Consider the following 20,526-nt stretch of genomic DNA (forward strand, 5'->3'; position numbering starts at 1 on the left):
GACCCCGCGTTGCTGTTTAAGGGGACCTAGACGGCCAGGAAGCTGATGGCCCCCTGCTTGAAGGCGCGGCTGGTGACGGCATTGGTGTGGTTGCGGCCGGGCAGGGTGAGCTGCTCCACCATCGCGCCGGACTTGGCCCCCAGGGCGGCGAGGTCCGGCATGAAGGCGGCGCGGTCGTCCTTCTCCCCGGCCACCAGCAGCATCGGCATGGGCGGGATTGCCTCGGCGGGATCGAACGGCTCGCCCTTGATGGCCTCCACGAGCGAGAGCAGCGCGAAAATGTTGTTGCTGGGCAGCAACTGGGCCATCTTCAGCAGTTCGGCGGTCGATGCGTCGGCGATCGGGGTGCCGTCGGCCAGGTACCGCTGCGCGGCCACGAGGTCAAAGTCCGCCAGCGGATCCGCGGTGTTCGGCCCGCCCAGCACCAGGCGGTGCACCAGCTCATGCTGGGTGGCGCCAAACTCCCAGGCCAGCCGGGACCCCAGCGAATAGCCGATCACGTCGAGCCCGCTCGACGGGTCGCCGTCGCGCAGGGGGCGGGCGCCGGCGTCGAACGCGATCTGGAGCAGGTCCGCACGGATCCGGCTGGGGGAGTAGGAGTCCATGTCCTCGGGGGCACCGCTGCGGCCGTGACCTGGCAGGTCCACGGTGATGACGCGACGGCCGGCGTCCAGGAGCGCGGTGAGCCAGCCGGTGTCCTCCCAGTTGAGCTTGGAGGAGGAGGAAAACCCGTGCAGCAGCAGGATCGGACGGAACCCGGCGTCGTTCTGGGGCTCATGCACCTCCACATACAGCTGGGGGTCGGTGCCCTCCACGGTGTGGGAATGCTGTTCGCCGGTGTGTCTGCCGCTCATGGTGTCAGTCCTCATCAAGTACGGCGCTCAGGCGGACCCGGCGCTTCGGTGCCTCTTCCTTCGGGACCGTGCCCACGATGCCGGCGGTATTATCCGGGACCTCGAACACAATCAGGGGCTCGCCGACATTGATCTTGTCACCGGGCCCGCCGTGGATACGCACCACTTTACCCGCCTGCGGGCTGGGCAATTCAACGGCCGATTTGGTGGTTTCAACCTCCACGAGCGGCTGGTTGCGCTCCACCTGGTCTCCCGGGGAAACGAGCCATTCCAGCACGGTCGCTTCGATCAGGCCCTCGCCGAGATCCGGCAGCGGGAAGGAAATTTCAGCCACGTTTGTACTCCAATACTCGCTGGATCCCGAAGAGGATCCGGTCAATGTTCGGGATGTATTCGTCTTCCAGGTCGCCGGAGGGATACGGGACGTCGAAGCCGGTGACGCGCTCCACCGGCGCCTTGAGCGTACCGAAGCAGCTCTGCGTGATCAGCTGCGCCACTTCGGCGCCGAGGCCCGAGGTGAGCGGCGCTTCATGGACGACGACGGCGCGGCGCGTCTTGCCCACGGAGGCGGCCAGCGCCTCGGCGTCGATCGGCTTGAGCCAGCGCAGGTCCAGGACCTCGATGTCGATTCCGTCTTCCGCGGCGAGCCCGGCCACCTGCAGGCAGCGGGCCACCATGGCACCCCACGCGACGAGCGTCAGGTGGCGGCCCTCGCGCATGACCTTGGCTCCGGTGGGGGAGGCACCGGCCGCATCGTGCCGGGCGAGGTCCACCTCGCCCTTCTGCCAGTAGCGGGACTTCGGTTCCATGAAGATGACCGGGTCCGGCCGCGTCGCGGCGTACTTGAGCAGGTGGTAGGCCTCGTGCGGGTTCGACGGCGAGACCACCTTCAGGCCCGGGACGTGGGCAAAGAGCGCCTCGAGGCTTTCGCCGTGGTGTTCGGGCGCCCGGATGCCGCCGAAGCTGGGCACGCGCAGCGTGATCGGCATGGGCATCGTGCCCCGGCTGCGGTAGTTCATCCGGGCGATCTGGCACACGATCTGGTTGATAGCCGGGTAGGCGAAGCCGTCGAACTGGACCTCCGGAATGGGGTGGAAGCCGGCCATCGCCAGGCCGACGGACATGCCGAGGATGCCGGATTCCGCCAGCGGAGTGTCAAAGACCCGTTGCGCGCCGTGCTTGGCCTGCAGGCCGTCCGTGATCCGGAAGACGCCGCCGAGCCGGCCGCAGTCCTCGCCGAAGATCAAGGTTCTCGGGTTGTCCGCCAGGACCTCGTCGAGGGCGCGGTTCAGCGCCTGCTGCATGGACATCACGGTAGTTGATGCGGGATTTTCCACTAAAGCATCGCTTTCAAGCATCGAGTTAGACATGTTCGGACTCCTCGCGCCAGTTGGCGGCCTGGGCCTGCAGGGCAGGGGTGGTTTCCTGGAAGACCAGATCAAACATCTCAGTTCCGGGCCGGGATCCGAGCGCCTGGATGCCCGTACGGATCTGTTCCTCTTCGGCCTTGGCCGCTGCGAGGGCCTCCGCAAAGAAGGCCTCGTCGGCGATGCCGTCGGCGAGCAGCCGCTGGCGGAGCCGTTCGAGCGGATCGATGCCGGCGCCGTCGCGCTCCTCATCGAGGGAGCGGTAGCGGCCCGGATCATCGGAGGTGGAGTGCGGGCCGCGGCGGTAGGTCATCGCCTCGATCACGACGGGTCCGTTCCCGGCCCGGGCGTGCGCGAAGGCGCGGCGGGTGGCATCGACGACGGCGGCGACGTCGTCGCCGTCGATGTGCAGTGCCGGGATGCCGTACCCGGCGGCGCGGGCGGCGACGGAACCGCCGGCCACCTGACGTTCGGTGGGCACGGAGATGGCCCACCCGTTGTTCTGGATGAAGAACACCACGGGCGCCTTCATCACGGCGGCGAAGTTCATGGCCTCATGGACATCGCCCTGGGACGACGCGCCGTCGCCGAAATACGTCAGGGCGACGCCGTCCTTGCCGTCCAGCGTCTGGCCGTGGGCCCAGCCGACGGCGTGCAGCACGGAACCGGCGACGACCGCCTGGATCGGGGCCAGCCGGGATTCCACCGGGTTGTACAGCCCGCCATGCCACGTGGCTTTGTGGGTGGACATGTAGGCCACCATGTCCACGCCCATGGTGCGGGCGACACCCATCTCACGGTAGGTGGGGAAGACGAAGTCGCGGGTGGTGTCCACGGCGTAGCTGCTGCCCACCTGGGCCGCTTCCTGGCCGAGTTCGGGCGCGTAGCCGGGGATGATGCCCTGCCGCTGCCAGGCGATGGCCGAGGTGTCGAGGTGCCGGACGGCCACCATCAGCGAATAGAGCTCGCGGAGCTCATCGGCAGTAAGGGCCCCGGCATCGGCGCCGGAAGCCACGGGGATAAGTGTGTCCATGCCTGTGACCCTAGTCACCGGCGGCAGGGTGGGCAATCAGCCTAGGTATTGCTGGCCAGACTGCATAATTCTGTAGCACCCTAGGCCCAAACATATGGCAATTTGTCTTGCGTCCCGTGAATCCGGCCTGCCATGGCCGTGCCCCGCCGACCGGGTGCCGCGCGGGCGTGACTGTCGTGCCGGGGGCGTGCCGCTGCGCGGGGGCGAAGCGGCACTCCCTCCGGGCTATTCGGACTGCCGGCCGGCGGCCCGGTTGCGGGTGACGCGGGCGCCGATCCAGCATGCCGCGGCGATGCCGGCGACGAGGGCCAGGGTGCTGAAGAGCTGCTTGCTGCTCTCGGGGCTGCTGAAGCCGACGGCGAAGATCAGCGCCAGGAGCGCCAGGCCGAAGATCGTCAGCCCGGGGAAGCCCTTCATCCGCAGAGGCAGCGGGGTGCCGTCCCGGTCCGCACGGCGGCGCAGGATCAGCTGCGACACGAGGGCCGAGCCCCACACCACGAGGCACGTGGACCCGACAAGCTGGAACAAGGCCGGCAGGATCTGGTCCGGGAAGAGCAACTCCAGGACGGCGGCCAGGAAGCCGAAGGCGACAGAGACGCTGACGGCCAGCACCGGGACCCGGGCCGTGTTGAGCCTCGAGAGGAACCGCGGGGCCTCGCCGCGTTCGGCGAGCGAGTACACCATGCGCGATGCGCCGTAGAGGTTGGCGTTCAGGGCGGACAGCAGTGCGACGACGGCGACCAGCGTGATCGCGGCGCCGGCGCCGGGGATCCGGGCGGTGTCGAGCACGCCGGCGAAGGGGGACTTCAAGGCCGCCGAGGTTGAGGGCAGGACGGCGGCGATGACGAATACCGAGCCGATGTAGAACACGAGGATCCGCCAGACCACGGTGCGGATCGCCTGCGCCACGCTGTGCTGCGGGTTCTCCGTCTCGGCCGCGGCGACGCTGACGATCTCCGTGCCGCCGAAGGCGAAGATCACCACGAAGAGCGCGGTGGCGATGCCGCCCAGGCCCGCCGGGGCGAAATTGGAGGTGAAGTTGCTCAGTCCCGGGGACGGGACGTCCGGCAGCCAGCCCAGCAGCAGGGCCGCCCCGATGCCGAGGAACAGCAGGATGGCAGCCACCTTGAGGATGGCGAACCAGAACTCGAACTCGCCGAAGTTTTTCACGCCGGCGAGGTTGACCGCCGTGAACAGGGCCATGAAGATCAGGGACAGCGCCCAGACGGGGATCACCGGCCACACAGTGAACAGGAGGGCGGCCGCACCCAGGGCCTCAGCGGCGATGACCACTACGAGCTGCAGCCACCAGAGCCAGCCGACGGTCGCGCCGGCGGTCTTGCCCATGGCCTTTTGCGCGTAGACGGAGAACGCGCCGCTGTTGGGGTTGGCGGCGGCCATCTCGCCGAGCGCCCACATGACCAAAATGATCAGGGTTCCTGCGACGAGGTAGGAGATCAGTACGGCCGGGCCCGCCGCCTGGATTCCGGCGCCTGAGCCGAGGAACAGGCCGGCGCCGATCGCGCTGCCCAGTCCCATCATGGTCAGCTGCCGCGGCTTCATGCTGTGCCCCAGGGCCGGGGCCGGGCGGGCGATGGGTAACTTCGCGGTGGACTTCGTTGTCATGTGGCGAACCTTCGTGTGGTTTTTGATCTGGGTGTCCTTATGGGACTTATTGAATTTACCGTCTTTGGCCCGGCCTTTCCGGCCGCCGCAGTGCCAAGGCCGTGAGAGCATGGTGGCAGTCTGCTCACTGAAATCGGGAATCCGGCAGCGGTTTGTCCGGCCCGGGCCGCTTGGGAGGGAAGAACCCATGGATGTCGATCCGCTGGATGCAAAGATTGTCCGATTTTTCACGGATTCACCGAGGGCCTCTGTCCTGGAAGCCTCGCGGGTCCTGAAGGTGGCCCGCGCCACCGTCCAGTCGCGGCTGGACCGGATGCAGGACGGGGGCGTGATCGGCTCCTGGGTGCCGCAGCCCGACCCGGCGCACTTCGGCTTCCCCGTGGTGGCGTTCTGTTCCCTCACCATCAACCAGGACCTCGGGCACGACGCCGTCGTGGAGGCCCTGGCGCAGATCCCCGAGCTGATCGAAATCCACACCGTCTCCGGGAGTTCGGACCTCATGGCCCGCATAGCCGCACGCTCCAATTCGGACCTCCAGCGCGTCCTCGATGCCATGATCGCCACCAGGACCGTCCTGCGTTCCTCCTCCGTGATCGTCCTGAACACCCACTTCCAGGGGCGCACGCTGCCGCTGCTGGAGGCCGCGGCCGGACGCCGGTGAATCGACGGCGGCCCTACACGACGCTGAGGTTCCCGGGCAGTCCGGAGCGCCCCGTGAGCAGGAGCAGCAGGTCCGGGGCCGAGGGCAGCCGCGCGCCGATGGCCCCGGCGAGTTCCAGGGACGCGGCGATAGCGGGGGAGAGCGTATCGGGCGGCGGGAGGCCGAGTGCGCGGGCCAGGTCCAGGCCGTGCACGGCCAGTTCGAAGCTGCGGGTCGGCAGGTAGTCGATGAGGGTCATTGCCCCGGCGGCGGTGGCGACGGGCGCGTCGTCCGGGGTCTTCCCGACGAGTTCCGTGACCCGATCCACGAGCTTCCTGACGGCGGCGGCCGGGTCCCGCCCGAGGGCTTCGCCGGCCTCCCGGCCGCGCGCGGCGATGGCCTCGGGCGGCACGCCGCCGCGGATCGCCAGGAAATAGGCCATCGGGCCGTCGAGCCTGTCTCCGCTGGCTGGGGTGGAGAGGTACGTCTCGACGGTGCTCAACGCCCGGCTCGTGTGGCCCGTCAGTGCGCGGACGTCCCACTGGCCCAGTGCCGGCCTGGTCCAGGCGGAATCGGGCACGTGTTCCACCAGTTCCAGGAACGCACGCGCCGCTCCGTGGTAGCAGAATCTAATCTCCACAGCATCCATACCGCCGATTATTGTCCCGCCGGCGTGAGCTTCCAACCGCGCCGGCAGTGATGGCAGGGCTGCAACATTTCGCTTCAGGGGCCAATGGTCGTAGAATTAGTTCTGGTCATATTGACTATAACTAGTCCGCCGGTCGGGTCGGCACCTTCCGGGGGTCCGCACGGGGACCGCCCGGGAATCTGGAATGCGGGGTGAATCGCCGTTTACACGACAGCTGCCAACGTCTCGGAGCGCCAGCTCGCCCCGCCGTCGCTGGCCATCTCCACTGTGATCTTTGCGCTGCGTCCCAGCGAGCGGTCCGGACGGCCCACCCTCTGGATTCCGCTGGTGCGCCGCATCCGGGAACCGTTCAAGGACCTCTGGGCACTGCCCGGCGGCCCGCTCACGCATTCCGAGTCCCTCCAAGACGCCGCGTCCCGCAACCTGCGCGAGACCACCGGACTGGCCCCGAACTTCCTCGAGCAGCTCTACGCCTTCGGCGGCCTGCACCGCTCACCTACCCAGCGCGTCGTCTCGATCGTGTACTGGGCGCTGGTCCAGCCAACGGAGGCCGCGCTCGCGGACGAGTCGGAGAACGTGCGCTGGTTCCGCGCCGACCGGCTCGGCGAGCTCGCCTTCGACCACAACGCGATCATCGACTACGCCCTGTGGCGGCTGCGCAACAAGATGGCCTATGGATCCATCGCCTACCACCTGCTGGGCGAGTACTTCACCCTCGCCCAGGTCCGGGAAGTCTACGAGGCCGTCCTGGACCGCGAACTCGATCCGGCCAACTTCCGCCGGCAGGTCAAGGCCACGCCGGAAATCGAAGAAACCGATCAATACCTGCAGGGCGGCAAGCACCGCCCGCCCCGCCTCTACCGCTTTACCGGCCGCCCCGGCCTTGACCCAGACAACAGGAGCACACCATGAGCAGCGTCAACACGGCAATCCAGCTGATCACGCGCGAGCAGGCCACCACCATGGCAGGCGGCGCGGCGGCCAACACCTGCAGCCCCGCCCTGGCGCGCGGGCCGTGGGACTTCGACCTCGCCGAGGCCCTCGCCGGGGTGCCCGCGTACGGTCCCGGTGCCTCGTCCGCCGACGCCGCCCCGGCGTCGACCCCGCGGCAGGGGCAGCTGCCGGAGGAGTACAAGCTCGCCAGCGACGCCGAACTCGACGCCCGCATCCGCGCCGCGAAAGCGGCACTAGGGGAGCGCGCCGTCGTGCTGGGGCACTTCTACCAGCGCGACGAAGTGGTCGAATACGCCGACTTCGTGGGCGATTCCTTCCAGCTCGCCAACGCTGCACTGACCCGCCCGGAAGCCGAAGCCATCATCTTCTGCGGCGTCCACTTCATGGCCGAAACCGCGGACATCCTGTCCCGGCCCGAGCAGGCCGTCATCCTGCCCAACCTTGCCGCGGGCTGCTCCATGGCGGACATGGCGGACATCGACTCGGTCACCGAGTGCTGGGAACAGCTCGAGGAGCTTTTCGGCACCGAACCCGACGCCGACGGCCGGGTTCCGGTCATTCCGGTCACCTACATGAACTCCTCGGCCGCCCTCAAGGGCTTCTGCGGCGAGCATGGCGGCATCGTCTGCACCTCCTCGAACGCCGCCACCGTGCTCGAATGGGCGTTCGAGCGTGGCCAGCGCGTGCTCTTCTTCCCGGACCAGCACCTGGGCCGCAACACCGCCAAGGCCATGGGTGTCCCGCTGGACCGGATGCCCATGTGGAACCCGCGCAAGGACCTCGGCGGCAACGATGAGCGGACGCTGCAGGACTCCCGGGTGATCCTCTGGCACGGTTTCTGCTCCGTCCACAAGCGCTTCAACGTCGGACAGATCGACAAGGCCCGGGCCGAGTTCCCCGGCGTGCAGGTGATCGTGCACCCGGAATGCCCCATGGAGGTGGTCGACGCCGCCGACGCCGCCGGCTCCACCGACTTCATCCGCAAGGCCATCGCCGCCGCCACGGAGCCCACCGCCTTCGCCGTCGGCACGGAGATCAACCTCGTCAACCGGCTGGCCGCGGAGTATCCGCAGCACACCATCTTCTGCCTGGACCCGGTGATCTGCCCCTGCTCCACGATGTACCGCATCCACCCCGGCTACCTTGCCTGGGTCCTGGAGGCGCTCGTCCGGGGCGAAGTGGTCAACCGCATCACGGTGGAGGACGACGTCGCGGCCCCTGCAAGGGTGGCGCTGGAACGCATGCTGGCGGCGCGGCCGTGACCAGGCGGCTGGTGATTGTCGGCAGCGGGGTTGCCGGGCTCTACGCCGCGCTGCTCGCTTCCGACGCCGCGGCCGGCAGCGGACGTGACATCGAGGTGGTCCTCCTGAGCAAGGGGACGCTGGAGCAAAGCAACACCTTCTATGCCCAGGGCGGTGTCTCTGCCGTCCTGGCGCCGGGGGACGCCGCCCCCGGGGACTCCGTGGCCGCCCACATCGCCGACACCCTCGCCGCCGGCGCCGGGCTCAACGATGCCGAGGCCGTCCGGGTCCTGTGCACGGAGGCAGTCCGTGACATCGCCGGCCTGGGCCGCTACGGCGTGCACTTTGACGCCCGTCCCGACGGCGGCCCGGCCCTGGGCCTCGAAGCCGCGCATTCGGCGCCGCGCATCCTGCACGCCGGCGGGGACGCGACGGGCGCCTGCATCGCCCGCGGGCTCGTCGCCGCCGTCCTTGAACGCACGGTCCTGGAACGCACAGTCCAGGGCCTGCTCCGGGTGGAGACCAGCGCGTTCGTCACGGATCTCCTGACCGACGCGGGGCCGGACGGCCAGTCCGGATCGCCCTCACAGCAGGGCAGCACGACCCCGGTCCGGGTCACCGGCGTGGAATATCTGGCCGGCGGCCGGACCCACCGGCTGGCCGCCGACGCCGTCCTCCTCGCCACCGGGGGTGCCGGCCGGCTCTTTGCCCGCACGAGCAACCCCTCCGTCGCCACCGCCGACGGCCTCGCCCTGGCCTGGCGTGCCGGCGCCGCGGTGCGGGACCTCGAGTTCTTCCAGTTCCACCCCACCACCCTTGCCGCCGAGGAGGTTCCGGGCGGCCCGCCGGCCCTGCTCATCTCCGAAGCGGTCCGCGGCGAGGGGGCGGTCCTGCTGGACTCCGCGGGCTACCGCTTCATGCCGGACTACCACCCGGACGCCGAGCTCGCCCCGCGCGACGTCGTCTCCCGCAGCATCGCCCTCCACCTGGCCGCCACGGGCGCCGCGCCGGACAGCCCGGTCTACCTGGACGCGCGCGGCATCGAGTCCGCCCGTGGCACCGGGTTCCTCGCCCGGCGGTTCCCGACCATCACAGCCGCCACCCGGGCCATCGGGTATGACTGGACCGCCGAGCCGGTACCCGTGTCCCCGGCAGCCCACTACTGGATGGGTGGCGTCTGCACCGATCTGTGGGGCCGCACGTCCGTTCCGGGCCTGTATGCCGCCGGCGAGGTCGCCCGCACGGGTGCCCAGGGGGCCAACCGGCTGGCGAGCAACTCGCTGCTGGAGGGGCTCGTGTTCGGCCGCCGCGCCGTCGAGGACTTCCTGCGCGCCGACCCGTCGCACGACACCACTGCTCCGCGTGCTGTCTCGGCCGCGGGCGGCCTCCCCTTGACGCAGGCTTCCGCAGCGCCGTCGCACGACTTCACGTCAGGGGAGGACACTTCAGCGAGCGTGTCCGAAGATTTTGTGACGTCGGTATCCGCGTACGGGGTTTTCTCGCGCGACGCTCTTCGGCGGTTGATGACGGCGAACGCCGGGGTAATGCGCAGCGGGGAGCAACTGCGGGAGGCGGAGACCGTGCTGGCGGCCTGGGACGCCGTTGTCCAGTCTGAGACCGCTCCCGATGCCGGCCTGGACCAGGGTGCCCGCGAGGACCGGAACCTGCTCCTCGCGGCCCGCTTGCTTGTGACGGCTGCCCTCAACCGCACGCAGTCCGTCGGCGCCCACTACCGGGCGGACACCGCCCGGGCCGACACCTCCCGCCGGGCAGATGCCGCCCGCTCGAACGACACTGCACACAACGAAGACCATGCCGAGGCTGCGGTGCAGTCCGGTCCCGCCTCACTGACCTCCGGCGGCCGGCATCATGCCGCTGCCCGCCCCATGCAAAGGATCTAGCCATGACAGCAACCGCTGCCCCGGAAACCCTGCCCTCCCGCACCGCGGCGCTCGCCGGGAGCCTGCCCAAGGCCGCCGTCCTGGCCGTCCTCCACACGGCGCTGCAGGAGGACGCCCCGTACGGCGACATCACCTCGCAGACGCTCATCCCCGCACAGGCGCGCGCGAGCGCGGTATTGAACGCCCGCGTTCCCGGCGTGCTGAGCGGCGGCGAGGTGTTCGCCGCGGCGATGACGCTGACCGACCCCGACGCCGTCGTCGAACTCCTGGTCAGTGACGGCGAGTCTTTTGTCGCCGGAACGGCCCTGGCCCGGGTGACCGGGAACGCCCGCGCCGTGCTGCTGGCCGAACGCGTCGGGCTGAACCTGGTGCAGCGGATGAGCGCCATCGCCACCAGGACCGCCGAGTTCGTGGCTCTCGTGGACGGTACCGGCGCGCGGATCACCGACACCCGCAAGACGACGCCGGGGCTCCGGGTCTTGGAACGCTACGCCGTGCGCTGCGGCGGCGGCGCCAACCACCGCTTCAGCCTCTCGGACGCCGTCCTGGCCAAGGACAACCACCTGGCAGTCCTCACCGGGGGCGATCCAGCGAAGCTCACCGAGGTGCTGCGGCGCGCCAAGGCCCAGCTCGGCCACACGACTCACTTCGAGGTGGAAGTGGACACCATGGAGCAGATCGAGCCGGTCCTGGCCGCCGGGGTGGACACCATCATGCTGGACAACTTCTCCCTGTCCGGGCTGGCGGCCGGCGTCCGGCTGGTGGGCGGCAGGGCCCGCGTCGAAGCCAGCGGCAACGTCAACCTCGCCACCGTGGCGGACATCGCGGCCACCGGTGTGGACGTCATCTCGATCGGCGGCCTGACCCACAGCGTCACGGCCCTGGACCTCGGCCTCGATATCGAGCTGGCCGTGGCCCCCGCCGTCGACCCGGCAGCGGGCTGAGGCTCGCCGTGATCTTCCTCGACGCCGCGGCCACCACGCCGGTCCGCCGCGAGGTGCTGGAGGCCATGTGGCCCTACCTCACGGGCGAGTTCGGCAACCCGTCGAGCCACCACTCCCTGGGGGACGCGGCCGCCACCGCCATCGCCGGGGCCCGAGCCGCGACGGCCAAGGCCCTGGGCTGCCGGCCCGGGGAGATCATCTTCACTTCCGGCGGCACGGAGGCGGACAACCTCGCCGTCAAGGGCATCGCCCTGTCCCGGCGCGCCGCCGATCCGGGCCTGGACCGGGTCGCGATCAGCGCCGTCGAACATCCCGCGGTCGAAGAATCCGCCCGGTACCTCGAACGCGTCCACGGCTTCGGCATCGACGTGATTCCCGTGGACCGCTACGGGCAGGTCACGGAAGAAGCGCTGGCCGACGTCCTGGGGCCCCGGACCGCGCTGGTCAGCATCATGTACGCCAACAACGAGGTCGGCACGGTCCAGCCCATCGCCCGGCTTGCGGCGCTGGCCCGCGGCCGCGGAATCCCGTTCCACACCGACGCTGTCCAGGCCGCCGGCTGGCTGCCGCTGGACACGGGCGCGCTGGGTGTGGACGCGCTGAGCATTTCAGGCCACAAGCTGGGCGCGCCCAAAGGCAGCGGCGCGTTGTTCGTGCGCGGCCGGATCCGGCTGGAACCGCTGGTCCACGGCGGCGGCCAGGAACGCGGGCGCCGCTCCGGCACGGAAAACGTCGCCGGGGCCGTGGCGTTGGCGACGGCGCTGACGCTTGCCCGGGCCGCACAGCCGGGACCGGCGGAACAAACGGCCGAGGGCGTTGCTCCCGACGTGGCGGCAGAACCGGCTCAGGACCGGGCCCGGCGCGTCGCGGACCTCCGCGATGACTTTATTGCGGCCGTGCTGGCCGGTGTTCACGGGGCCATCCTCACCGGGCACCCCACCGAGCGGCTGCCCTCCGTGGCTTCCTTCTGCTTCCCGGGCACCAGCGGCGAGTCCGTGTTGCTGGAACTCGAACGCCAGGGTGTGATCTGCTCCAGCGGATCGGCGTGCGCGGCGGGCTCGGACGCGCCGTCGCCTGTGCTGCTGGCCATGGGGATCGAACCCGAGGTCGCCCAGACGGCCGTGCGGTTCAGCTTCGATGCGACCGTGACCGCGGAGGAGCTCCGCCAGGCCGCCGCTGCCGTGGGCATCGCCGTCGCCGGGGTCCAGGCCCTCGGCGCCTGAATCGTTGCTCTATCATTTATGGCTGTTCCGGGGCGCCCGGAGCAGCCATAAATGATAGACCAACGGAGGTATTCAGCCGGGGCGACGCTAGCGGTGGCGGGCGCGGCGGAAGATCCAGTGCCGCAGCATCGTGAACCGCACCGCGGTGGCGGCGAAGCCGGAGAGGGTGGTGGTCCAGAGCTCTTCGGCCACAGTCGCCTCGGGACGGACCCAGTGCAGGACGGCCAGGCTGCCGCCGGTGATCAGCAGCGCCACGAGGATCACGATCAGGCCGTTGAGGTGGTCGCGCTTCATCCTGCGGCGTTCGGTGATCTTGAACGTCAGGCGCCGGTTGAGTGCGGTATTCATGAACGAGGTAAGGACCAGGGCCGTCGCGTTGGCCGGCTGGGCACCGAGCCAGGGCCGGGACAGGGCGTACAAGGCCAGGGACGTCAGCGTGCAGACAATGCCGACGCCCGTGAACCGGAGGAGCTGCCGGACCACGGGGTAGCGCAGGATTCCGCGGTGGCGCCGGGTGTTCGGCCCACGGACGACGCCGGGTGCGGGGGACTGCTGTTCGAGCTGGGACTCCATCCGCTCAGTACAGTTCGCCCACGGGGATGTCCACGGCCAGCCGGTTTGCCGGACCCGCAAGGGGACAGGCCCACGCTTCGTTGTAGGCGCACGAGGGGTTGTAGGCGAAATTGAAGTCCAGGATGAATTCGGCGTCGGGTCCGGAGCCCCGCACACCGTGGAAAGCGCCCTTGATGGTATCCAGCAGATAGCGTCCGGCCCCGTAGCTGCCGCCCGGCTGACCGGCCGTGGCGTCGCGGAACGGCACGAAGATGCCGCCCCCGTAGCCCCTGAGCTTCCAGACCGCGAGCTGTCCCATCTCGGGAAGATCGAACGTGCCCAGCCGGACAAACCGCACCAGCCCGTCGGTCCCGGTCTCCACGTTCATTTCCCGGCCTGCGCCTTCCTTGGTCAGGGGGACATAGAACCGGTAGATCGGATCGTAGTCCGCCGTCTTCAATCCGCCGAAGTTGGCTTTGGCCTCGGCGGTCAGCGCCGACGCAGGGTGCGTGCCGAACATGCGGTCCCGTTCCTGGCGCCAGTAGGAATGGGCCTCCGCCGGGCTGTCGGCCGCGATCTTGCGCGTGGTGGCGTACAGGGCAAAGGTCCGCAGCCGCCAGTCCGCGATATCGAGCGCCGACATGCCTGCCGCATCGCCGTGCTCCCCAAAATGCGTTCCGTCAAAGTGCTGTTCGGCCATGCCCCCAGAGTATCCGCTTTCCCTGTGCCGTATTTCTGCCCCGGATCCCGGCACTGGACCCGGACCCAAGCTACGCTGACTTCATGACTGGGAGGGACCTCGCTCAAGGATCAGCCACCGCCCAAGGATCAGGCACCGCCGGGACCCGGAACGCCGCGCTGTGCGCCGGCGTCGCGCTCGCGGTCGCCGCGGTGGCGCTCTCGGGCTGCAGCAGCGACGGCAAGGGGGCACCGGTCTGGACGGCCGGCAGCAGCGCAACCGAAAGTACGACGTCGGCTCCCGCCCAGAGCCCGACGCCGTCCGCCAGCGTGTCGGCCACCCCGGGCTCCACGGCGTCGGCCTGGAAAGTCTTCACCGATCCGGCAAAGACCGTCAGTTTTGAGGTGCCGCAGGACTGGATTGTCCAGTCCGTTGCCCCCGACGCCGGCTCGCTCCCGGGCGCACTGAAAATCGAGGTCAAAGACGCCAAAGGCGCCTATCTGGCCACCCTCCAGACGGGGCTCGCGCCGCAGCCCGTCCCGGCCTGCTCGGACGGCGACGCGCGGAACTACGTTGTGGTCAGCAGCGTGCCCGTCGACCTGCCGCACCAGGGCGGCGAGGGGACCATCGATCCGCACGTGGTGTTCCGGGTCATCCAGGGCTACAAGTACTTCGGCTCCTACGGCATCACGAACGTGCTGGGCGGCGCCGGCGGCAAGAGCTGCGCACTGCCGAACGTGGTCCGAGGCCCGGACGGCAAGGGCGACTATTCCTTTGCCGACCTGACGGTGCTCAAGCCGTTGGCTCCGGACCAGAAGGTCGCTCCGGCAAAGGCGTTCGACACCCTTGACCAGGCCGCCAAGTACGTCAACGACGGGTCCGAATTTGCCAACGTCCAGCGGATGCTAATGTCTCTGAAGATCAAAAACTAGTCCCGCACACCCGCACATCCCCGGGCCGTCGACGGCGACTTCACCCTGCCCTCACCTCACATCCCGGAGATACATGGAACGCACCGTAGCCGCCCGCCTGGCCTTCAAAACCGTCGCCGAGACCAAGGTGGCGCTCGCCGTGGCCGTGGCCCGGAACGCCGGGTACGACTCCCTGGAGGAGACGCTGTCGGTGACCGCGGGCGGCGGGGAGGTGCCGCTGACCGAGCTCTCGGACCACCACGGCGGGCGGTTCCACTACATGGACTTCGCCGAACCCGCCGAAGTCGTGGTGGAGTACTCGGCCACGGTCACCGGTGTGGCCCTGCCCGAAGAACCGGGGCTCATGGAACTGATCCGGTATGTCCGGCCCAGCCGCTACGCGGAGTCTGACCGGCTGCTGCCCACAGCGTATGCCGAATTCGGCGGCCTTCAGGGTGAAGAGCTGCTCCACGCCGTCCGCAACTGGGTCTTCAGCGAACTGCGCTATGTCAGCGGTTCCTCGCGGGGGACCGACGGCGCCGTCGAAACACTCCTGCACCGTCGCGGTGTCTGCCGGGACTTCGCCCACCTCGCCATTGCCCTGCTGCGGTCCAAGAACGTCCCGGCCCGGCTGGCAGCTGTGTATGCGCCGGGCCTGAGCCCGATGGACTTCCATGCGGTGGCCGAGGCACACATCAACGGAGCCTGGCACATCATCGACCCCACCGGCCTGGCACCGCGGAAAAGCATGCTGCGAATCACGGCCGGGCGCGATTCCTCGGACACGGCATTCCTCTCGACGGTGGGTGGAAGCCTGTCCCTGCAGGAAATCAAAGTCACGGCGATCGTGGATGTGCTGCCGACGGAAGACCCGGCGAAGCTCGTCGCCATCCGGTAGCCGCCCCGGGTGTCAGCGTGCGGCGACCGAGGCGCGGAGCTTCTCCGTCAGCCGCAGCAGCTCCTGCTGTTCGGCCGGCGAGAGGGCCGGACCCACCAGCGAGGCGATGTCCCGGACGTGTTCCCGGCCGATCTGCTTCTGGAGGTCCCGTCCGGCATCGGTGAGCCGGATCAGGATGCCCCGGCCGTCGTCCGGGGCCGGCGTCCGTTCCACCAGGCCGCGCTTTTCGAGCCGCTCCACCAGCCGGCTCAGGCTCGACTGGCTCAGCAGGACGTTGTCGTTGAGCTCGTTCAGGCGCAGCCACCCGGAGGGGCAGCGGGAGAGCGTGAACAGGACGTCGTATTCATTGAGGGCCAGGGCTTTGAACGCAGGCGCCGCCTGTAGCTTGCGCATCACCGCCACCTGGGCGCGGAAGAGCGATTCCCAGGTTTCCGCGGCCAGGCGCACCGGCGATTCTGTGGTCTTGGCGTGCATCACGCGTCCTGGCTGGTGGTCTCTGTCGCTGTCTCTGCCGCTGCGCCGTCGCCGGTGCCCGCGGCCAGCGCGGCGGCCACCCGGCCGGCGTGCGTGGGAGGCTCGGGGACATGCGCGGGCTTGAGTGCGGCGTATTCCCGGCGGAGCACCGGCAGGACCTCTTCGCCGAACAGGTCCAGCTGCTCCAGTACCGTCTTCAGCGGCAGGCCGGCGTGGTCGATCAGGAAGAGCTGGCGCTGGTAGTCGCCAAAGTATTCCCGGAACGTGAGGGTCTTCTCGATGACTTCCTGCGGGCTGCCGACCGTCAGGGGGGTCTGGGACGTGAAGTCTTCCAGCGACGGGCCGTGGCCGTAGACCGGGGCGTTGTCAAAGTAGGGACGGAACTCCTTGACGGCGTCCTGGGAGTTCTTCCGCATGAAGAACTGGCCGCCAAGGCCCACGATGGCCTGGTCCGCCTTGCCGTGGCCGTAGTGCTCGTAGCGCTCGCGGTAGAGGCCGATCAGCTGCTGGTAGTGCTCCTTGGGCCAGAAGATGTTGTTGGCGAAAAAGCCGTCACCGTAGTAGGCGGCCACTTCGGCGATCTGCGGCGTACGGATGGAGCCGTGCCACACGAAGGGGGCGACGCCGTCGAGCGGGCGGGGCGTGGACGTGAAGTTCTGCAGCGGAGTGCGGTGCTTGCCGGACCAGTTGACGGTGTCCTCATCCCACAGGCGGCGCAGCAGGCTGTAGTTCTCGATCGCAAGTTCGATCCCGTCCTGGATGTTCTTGCCGAACCAGGGGTAGACGGGGGCCGTGTTGCCGCGGCCCAGCACCAGGTCAACCCGCCCGTCAGCCAGGTGCTGGAGCATCGCGAAGTCTTCGGCAATCTTGACCGGATCGTTGGTGGTGATCAGCGTAGTGGCCGTGGACAGGATGATGCGTTCTGTCTGGGCGGCAATGTAGGCAAGGGTGGTGGTGGGGGAGGAGGAGAAAAACGGACGGTTGTGGTGCTCGCCGATGGCATAGACATCCATGCCGATCTCTTCGACCTTCTTGGCGATCGCCACGGACGCCTTGATGCGCTCGTGCTCCGTGGGGGTGCGGCCCGTGGTGGGGTCGGTGGTGATGTCGCTGACGCTGAAGACGCCGATCTGCATGATGTGCCTTTCCATGGCCGGTGATCCGGGAACTGTTTCCACTATAACCGATTTACATGCATTTGCATGTATCGGTGGGTATAACGCCCGGAGCGGCGGGATATTCCCTTACCTTGCCGCTGCGCCCATCCTGGTTGCTGACACCCTGCTGCCACGAAGCCTGCGGCACCCTCGCCAACACCAGCCCGGACCTGCTCAAGGAAATGTCCGGAGGCCTGACGTCCGCGATCGTGTCAGACGCCAAAGCCCGGCAGGGCTGATGCAACAGCGCAAGGGCCGGACGTCCTTATTCGACATTGCCAGGCGCTGGCAGAATTATTGGATCTCCACCGAAGCGGGTAGTCGACCGGTCGTTTGGGTGGAAAAAACAAGTACCTAATACTCAGGTGCTGAGAGCTGCCTGAGACTAGCCTAGGCATAGCAACACATTCGGGCAGACACTATCTGCCACGTTCACGTATGGAACTCCTCCATTGGTGAAAAAAATACGGGCTCCGTGGGAGCAGTGATCAGCACGCCACAGATGTCGTGCTGCATCCTTCCGTTGCCCGTCATCCGGGAGCCTGAGCTGAATCCACGCTCGGGACACTTCGCTAGTCGCAGAAGTACGGGGGACATCGAAAGATGGACATCTTTGAAACTTTGGAATCTGAAGTCCGCTGCTATTGCCGCAGCTGGGACACCGTGTTTGAGCGGGCCGCCGGCAGCACCCTCTACGGTGAGGATGGCAGGGAATATCTGGACTTCTTTTCCGGGGCCGGAGCACTGAACTATGGCCACAACAACCCGGTACTACTCCGGCCGCTCGTCGACTATCTGCTTTCCGGTGCCATCGTTCATTCGCTCGACATGAAAACGCCTGCCAAGCGGCGCTTTCTGGAATCATTCCAGGAGTTCATCCTCAAGCCCCGGCATTTGGACTACAAAGTCATGTTCCCCGGTCCCACTGGAACAAACTCCGTGGAAGCGGCCCTGAAGCTGGCGCGTAAAGTCACAGGCCGGCAACATATCCTCAGCTTCACCAACGCATTCCACGGGATGACTCTGGGCTCGTTGTCGGTGACCGGCAATTCCATGAAACGGCAGGGCGCCGGTGTGCCGCTGACGAATGCATCGAGCATGCCCTATGACGGATTCTTCGACGGTCAGACGCCGGACTTCCTGTGGCTCCGGCACGCGCTGGAGGACAGCGGATCCGGACTCGACAAACCCGCCGCCGTGATCGTGGAAACCGTCCAGGGCGAGGGCGGGCTCAGGGCCGCCCGGGCATCGTGGCTGCAGGGCCTCGCGGAGCTGTGCCACCAGCATGACATCTTGCTCATTGTTGACGATGTACAGGCCGGATGCGGACGCACCGGAACATTCTTCAGTTTCGAGGATGCGGCCATAACCCCGGATATCGTGTGCCTGTCAAAGTCCATTTCAGGGTTCGGGCTGCCCATGGCCCTGACGCTGTTCAAGCCCGAGCTGGACATCTGGAAACCCGGCGAGCACAACGGAACATTCCGGGGCCACAACCCTGCCTTCGTCACCGGAGCCGCTGCCCTGGAGCACTACTGGCAGGACGGCAGGTTCGAGTCGCATATCGCCGGGCTCATTACGCAACTGCACGAGGGGCTTTCGCAGATCGCGGCCGGCATCGACGGCGCCACCGTCCGTGGCCGGGGCCTGCTCGCGGGCGTCTACTACCCCCACCCCGGGACTGCGGAAAAGATCGCCGCTGAGTCGTTCGCCCGTGGCCTGCTCGTGGAAACTTCGGGTCCGCAGGGTGAGGTCATCAAGGCGATGCCCGCGCTGACCATCAGCCACGCGAATCTGCAGAAGGGACTCGATATTCTCGCCGGGGCCGCAGAGGCCGTCACCGGCGTTCCCGTCGCCTTGGCATCCACTGTTTGATCATCCGTACGGACACCCCGGCAGTGGGGCAAGGACCGCTCGCAAGAATCGAAGTAGATTTCGGGGGAGAAATGGGTACCCGCAAAGCCACAGCGGCTAACGATGGCGATCCAGAGGAAGCAACACAGGGCATCCCCCCGGGAAGTGTCCCCCCGGGAAGTGTCATTGTGCAAAAGTTCGGTGGTTCGTCGCTGGCCGATGCCGCCGGCATCATCCGGGCCGCCGAGCGGATCGCCAAGACGCGTGAGGAGGGATTCCGGGTGGTGGCGGTGGTGTCCGCCATGGGCGACACCACGGATGATCTCTGCGACCTGGCGGCCGAGGTTTCCACCCGGCCGCTTCCCGGCGACCTCGATGCCCTCCTGAGCATCGGCGAACTTGTGTCCTCGTCACTGCTGGCGATCGCTCTGGCAGATCTGGGCCAGGTGCCGCGGACGTTCACCGGCAGCGCGGCCGGCCTTATCACCGACAACATTCACGGCAAGGCCCACATTACTGATGTCAGGCCGGGCCGTGTCCGCACGAGTCTGGCCCGCGGCGAAGTGCCGATCGTTGCGGGTTTCCAGGGCAGAACCAAGAAGCGGCGGAAAATCACCACCCTCGGGCGCGGTGGCTCGGATCTCACCGCGGTGGCGCTTGCCGCGGCACTGGGCGCCGGCATTTGCGAGATCTATACGGATGTTGACGGTGTCTATACCGCGGACCCCCGTGTTGTCCCGACTGCGCGCAAGCTGGACGTCCTCTCAAGCGAAGAGATGCTTGAGTTCGCGGCCTCCGGGTGCAAGGTACTTCACCTCCGGTGCGTTGAATATGCCCGCCGGTTCGGCATTCCGATCCATGTCAGGTCCTCTTTCGTGCCGGACCCAGGAACCTTGATCCTGCCTGGCCTTGACCGCGGTGCGCGGCACCAGCCGGCAGGCGAGCAACCCGTGGTGACTGCAGTAGCCGGGGTCAACTCGGCGTCCAAAATCATCGTCGTTGGCATTCCGGACGAACCGGACAGCATTTCGCGCATCTTCCAAGTGCTCTCGCGGTCCGGGACCAACGTCCAGACGGTCGGCCAGACACCGGCCGGCCCGGGTTCGCGACGCTCGGACGTTGCCCTGATCCTTCCGGCAGCCCAGGCGGCCCAAGCCCTTGCCGTGTTGAACGCGGCCAAGGGAGTCATCGGATTTCAGGGCCTGCAGCACGACAGTGAGATGGGCAGAGTGTCCGTCACCGGCCTGGGCATGAGGTCCTCGCCGGAAATCTTCTGCACATTCCTGAAGGCCCTTTCCGACGCCGATGTCGGCCTCGATCTGGTCGATATCTCGGAGACCTGCCTGGGGGCCTCTACGCCCACCGACCGGCTCGCGGATGCCGAACGGGCCGTCCGCCTGGCGTTTGGCATTGCGACGGCGGACGGGGCGGCGGTGACGGGTCGCATGGGCACCCTCGTGCCCGCCGGTGGCCGCCCGGTCGGCACGTGGATTGCGATATCCGGCAAAGACAGGACGCCTGTCGCGCGAGGCGGCAGAGCCGTGGCACGTCACTTCTAGCGAAGGAGCT

Annotated in this window: 21 protein-coding genes; 11 read left to right on the forward strand and 10 right to left on the reverse strand. The window is 68.1% G+C overall.

The window, feature by feature from the left end:
- Nucleotides 1-26: 26 nt before the first annotated feature.
- The 5 genes from BLR03_RS13865 to BLR03_RS13885 form a co-directional block, all read right to left on the reverse strand.
- A complete protein-coding gene (locus tag BLR03_RS13865; protein WP_091253481.1) occupies nt 27-854 on the reverse strand; it encodes an alpha/beta fold hydrolase in 828 nt (275 codons plus the stop codon).
- 4 nt (nt 855-858) lie between these two features.
- Entirely contained in the window at nt 859-1,188 is a 330-nt protein-coding gene (locus tag BLR03_RS13870) for a biotin/lipoyl-containing protein (RefSeq protein WP_043482513.1), read from the reverse strand.
- Nucleotides 1,181-2,224: an alpha-ketoacid dehydrogenase subunit beta gene (locus tag BLR03_RS13875; protein ID WP_091253483.1), complete on the reverse strand. Its 1,044-nt coding sequence runs from the start codon at nt 2,222-2,224 to the stop codon at nt 1,181-1,183. Before BLR03_RS13875 ends, BLR03_RS13870 begins: the two co-directional genes overlap by 8 nt.
- On the reverse strand, nt 2,217-3,254 hold the full coding sequence (locus BLR03_RS13880) for a thiamine pyrophosphate-dependent enzyme (protein WP_091253486.1): 1,038 nt from the start codon (nt 3,252-3,254) through the stop codon (nt 2,217-2,219). Before BLR03_RS13880 ends, BLR03_RS13875 begins: the two co-directional genes overlap by 8 nt.
- Before the next feature lie 225 nt (nt 3,255-3,479).
- Nucleotides 3,480-4,880: an amino acid permease gene (locus BLR03_RS13885; RefSeq protein ID WP_091253488.1), complete on the reverse strand. Its 1,401-nt coding sequence runs from the start codon at nt 4,878-4,880 to the stop codon at nt 3,480-3,482.
- 187 nt (nt 4,881-5,067) lie between these two features.
- Between BLR03_RS13885 and BLR03_RS13890 the strand changes: the two genes are divergently transcribed.
- Complete coding sequence (locus tag BLR03_RS13890; RefSeq protein WP_091253491.1) at nt 5,068-5,541, forward strand: Lrp/AsnC family transcriptional regulator; 474 nt, start codon at nt 5,068-5,070, stop codon at nt 5,539-5,541.
- A 13-nt stretch (nt 5,542-5,554) separates the two neighbouring features.
- Here the strand turns inward: BLR03_RS13890 and BLR03_RS13895 are convergent, their stop codons facing one another.
- Nucleotides 5,555-6,169, reverse strand: a complete 615-nt coding sequence (locus BLR03_RS13895) for a maleylpyruvate isomerase family mycothiol-dependent enzyme (protein WP_091253493.1) — start codon at nt 6,167-6,169, stop codon at nt 5,555-5,557.
- Between the two features lie 195 nt (nt 6,170-6,364).
- Here BLR03_RS13895 and BLR03_RS13900 point away from each other — a divergent pair, with 195 nt between their 5' ends.
- From BLR03_RS13900 to BLR03_RS13920, 5 genes are read left to right on the forward strand one after another with little or no spacing between them, the layout of a single operon-like run.
- Nucleotides 6,365-7,081 (forward strand): NUDIX hydrolase, encoded by a 717-nt coding sequence (locus tag BLR03_RS13900; RefSeq protein WP_091253495.1) that lies wholly within the window; start codon nt 6,365-6,367, stop codon nt 7,079-7,081.
- Nucleotides 7,078-8,385, forward strand: coding sequence for a quinolinate synthase NadA (gene nadA / locus BLR03_RS13905; protein ID WP_091253497.1), 1,308 nt, complete (start codon nt 7,078-7,080; stop codon nt 8,383-8,385). The genes BLR03_RS13900 and nadA overlap by 4 nt, the downstream gene beginning before the upstream one ends.
- Nucleotides 8,382-10,265 (forward strand): L-aspartate oxidase, encoded by a 1,884-nt coding sequence (locus BLR03_RS13910; protein WP_091253500.1) that lies wholly within the window; start codon nt 8,382-8,384, stop codon nt 10,263-10,265. Before nadA ends, BLR03_RS13910 begins: the two co-directional genes overlap by 4 nt.
- 2 nt (nt 10,266-10,267) lie before the next feature.
- On the forward strand, nt 10,268-11,209 hold the full coding sequence (nadC, locus tag BLR03_RS13915; protein ID WP_091253502.1) for a carboxylating nicotinate-nucleotide diphosphorylase: 942 nt from the start codon (nt 10,268-10,270) through the stop codon (nt 11,207-11,209).
- A gap of 8 nt (nt 11,210-11,217) precedes the next feature.
- The gene (locus tag BLR03_RS13920) at nt 11,218-12,432 is read left to right on the forward strand and encodes a cysteine desulfurase family protein (protein ID WP_091253504.1); all 1,215 of its coding nucleotides are present in this window, start codon (nt 11,218-11,220) and stop codon (nt 12,430-12,432) included.
- An 87-nt stretch (nt 12,433-12,519) separates the two neighbouring features.
- On the opposite strand, the gene BLR03_RS13925 is transcribed toward BLR03_RS13920, so the two are convergent.
- Together BLR03_RS13925 and BLR03_RS13930 are read right to left on the reverse strand one after the other, a co-directional pair.
- Entirely contained in the window at nt 12,520-13,005 is a 486-nt protein-coding gene (locus BLR03_RS13925; protein ID WP_091253507.1) for a GtrA family protein, read from the reverse strand.
- Between the two features lie 4 nt (nt 13,006-13,009).
- Nucleotides 13,010-13,684 (reverse strand): DUF1684 domain-containing protein, encoded by a 675-nt coding sequence (locus BLR03_RS13930; protein ID WP_091253510.1) that lies wholly within the window; start codon nt 13,682-13,684, stop codon nt 13,010-13,012.
- Nucleotides 13,685-13,767: 83 nt separating this feature from the next.
- Here BLR03_RS13930 and BLR03_RS13935 point away from each other — a divergent pair, with 83 nt between their 5' ends.
- Together BLR03_RS13935 and BLR03_RS13940 are read left to right on the forward strand one after the other, a co-directional pair.
- Complete coding sequence (locus tag BLR03_RS13935; RefSeq protein ID WP_368086973.1) at nt 13,768-14,595, forward strand: M23 peptidase family protein; 828 nt, start codon at nt 13,768-13,770, stop codon at nt 14,593-14,595.
- A 73-nt stretch (nt 14,596-14,668) separates the two neighbouring features.
- Entirely contained in the window at nt 14,669-15,472 is an 804-nt protein-coding gene (locus BLR03_RS13940) for a transglutaminase-like domain-containing protein (RefSeq protein ID WP_091253512.1), read from the forward strand.
- 12 nt (nt 15,473-15,484) lie between these two features.
- Here the strand turns inward: BLR03_RS13940 and BLR03_RS13945 are convergent, their stop codons facing one another.
- Together BLR03_RS13945 and BLR03_RS13950 are read right to left on the reverse strand one after the other, a co-directional pair.
- Entirely contained in the window at nt 15,485-15,946 is a 462-nt protein-coding gene (locus tag BLR03_RS13945) for a MarR family winged helix-turn-helix transcriptional regulator (protein ID WP_091253514.1), read from the reverse strand.
- Nucleotides 15,946-17,082, reverse strand: coding sequence for an LLM class flavin-dependent oxidoreductase (locus BLR03_RS13950; RefSeq protein WP_091253517.1), 1,137 nt, complete (start codon nt 17,080-17,082; stop codon nt 15,946-15,948). The genes BLR03_RS13945 and BLR03_RS13950 overlap by 1 nt, the downstream gene beginning before the upstream one ends.
- 113 nt (nt 17,083-17,195) lie before the next feature.
- On the opposite strand from BLR03_RS13950, the gene BLR03_RS24030 reads away from it, so the two are divergent.
- The 3 genes from BLR03_RS24030 to BLR03_RS13960 all read left to right on the forward strand — a co-directional run bounded on the left by BLR03_RS24030 (nt 17,196) and on the right by BLR03_RS13960 (nt 20,516).
- The gene (locus BLR03_RS24030; protein ID WP_175460554.1) at nt 17,196-17,342 is read left to right on the forward strand and encodes a hypothetical protein; all 147 of its coding nucleotides are present in this window, start codon (nt 17,196-17,198) and stop codon (nt 17,340-17,342) included.
- A gap of 364 nt (nt 17,343-17,706) precedes the next feature.
- Nucleotides 17,707-18,978 (forward strand): diaminobutyrate--2-oxoglutarate transaminase, encoded by a 1,272-nt coding sequence (ectB, locus tag BLR03_RS13955; protein WP_091253519.1) that lies wholly within the window; start codon nt 17,707-17,709, stop codon nt 18,976-18,978.
- Between the two features lie 167 nt (nt 18,979-19,145).
- A complete protein-coding gene (locus BLR03_RS13960; RefSeq protein ID WP_254788487.1) occupies nt 19,146-20,516 on the forward strand; it encodes an aspartate kinase in 1,371 nt (456 codons plus the stop codon).
- Nucleotides 20,517-20,526 lie beyond the last annotated feature (10 nt).

The organism is Arthrobacter sp. ok909 (assembly GCF_900104405.1).
GTDB lineage: Bacteria > Actinomycetota > Actinomycetes > Actinomycetales > Micrococcaceae > Arthrobacter > Arthrobacter humicola.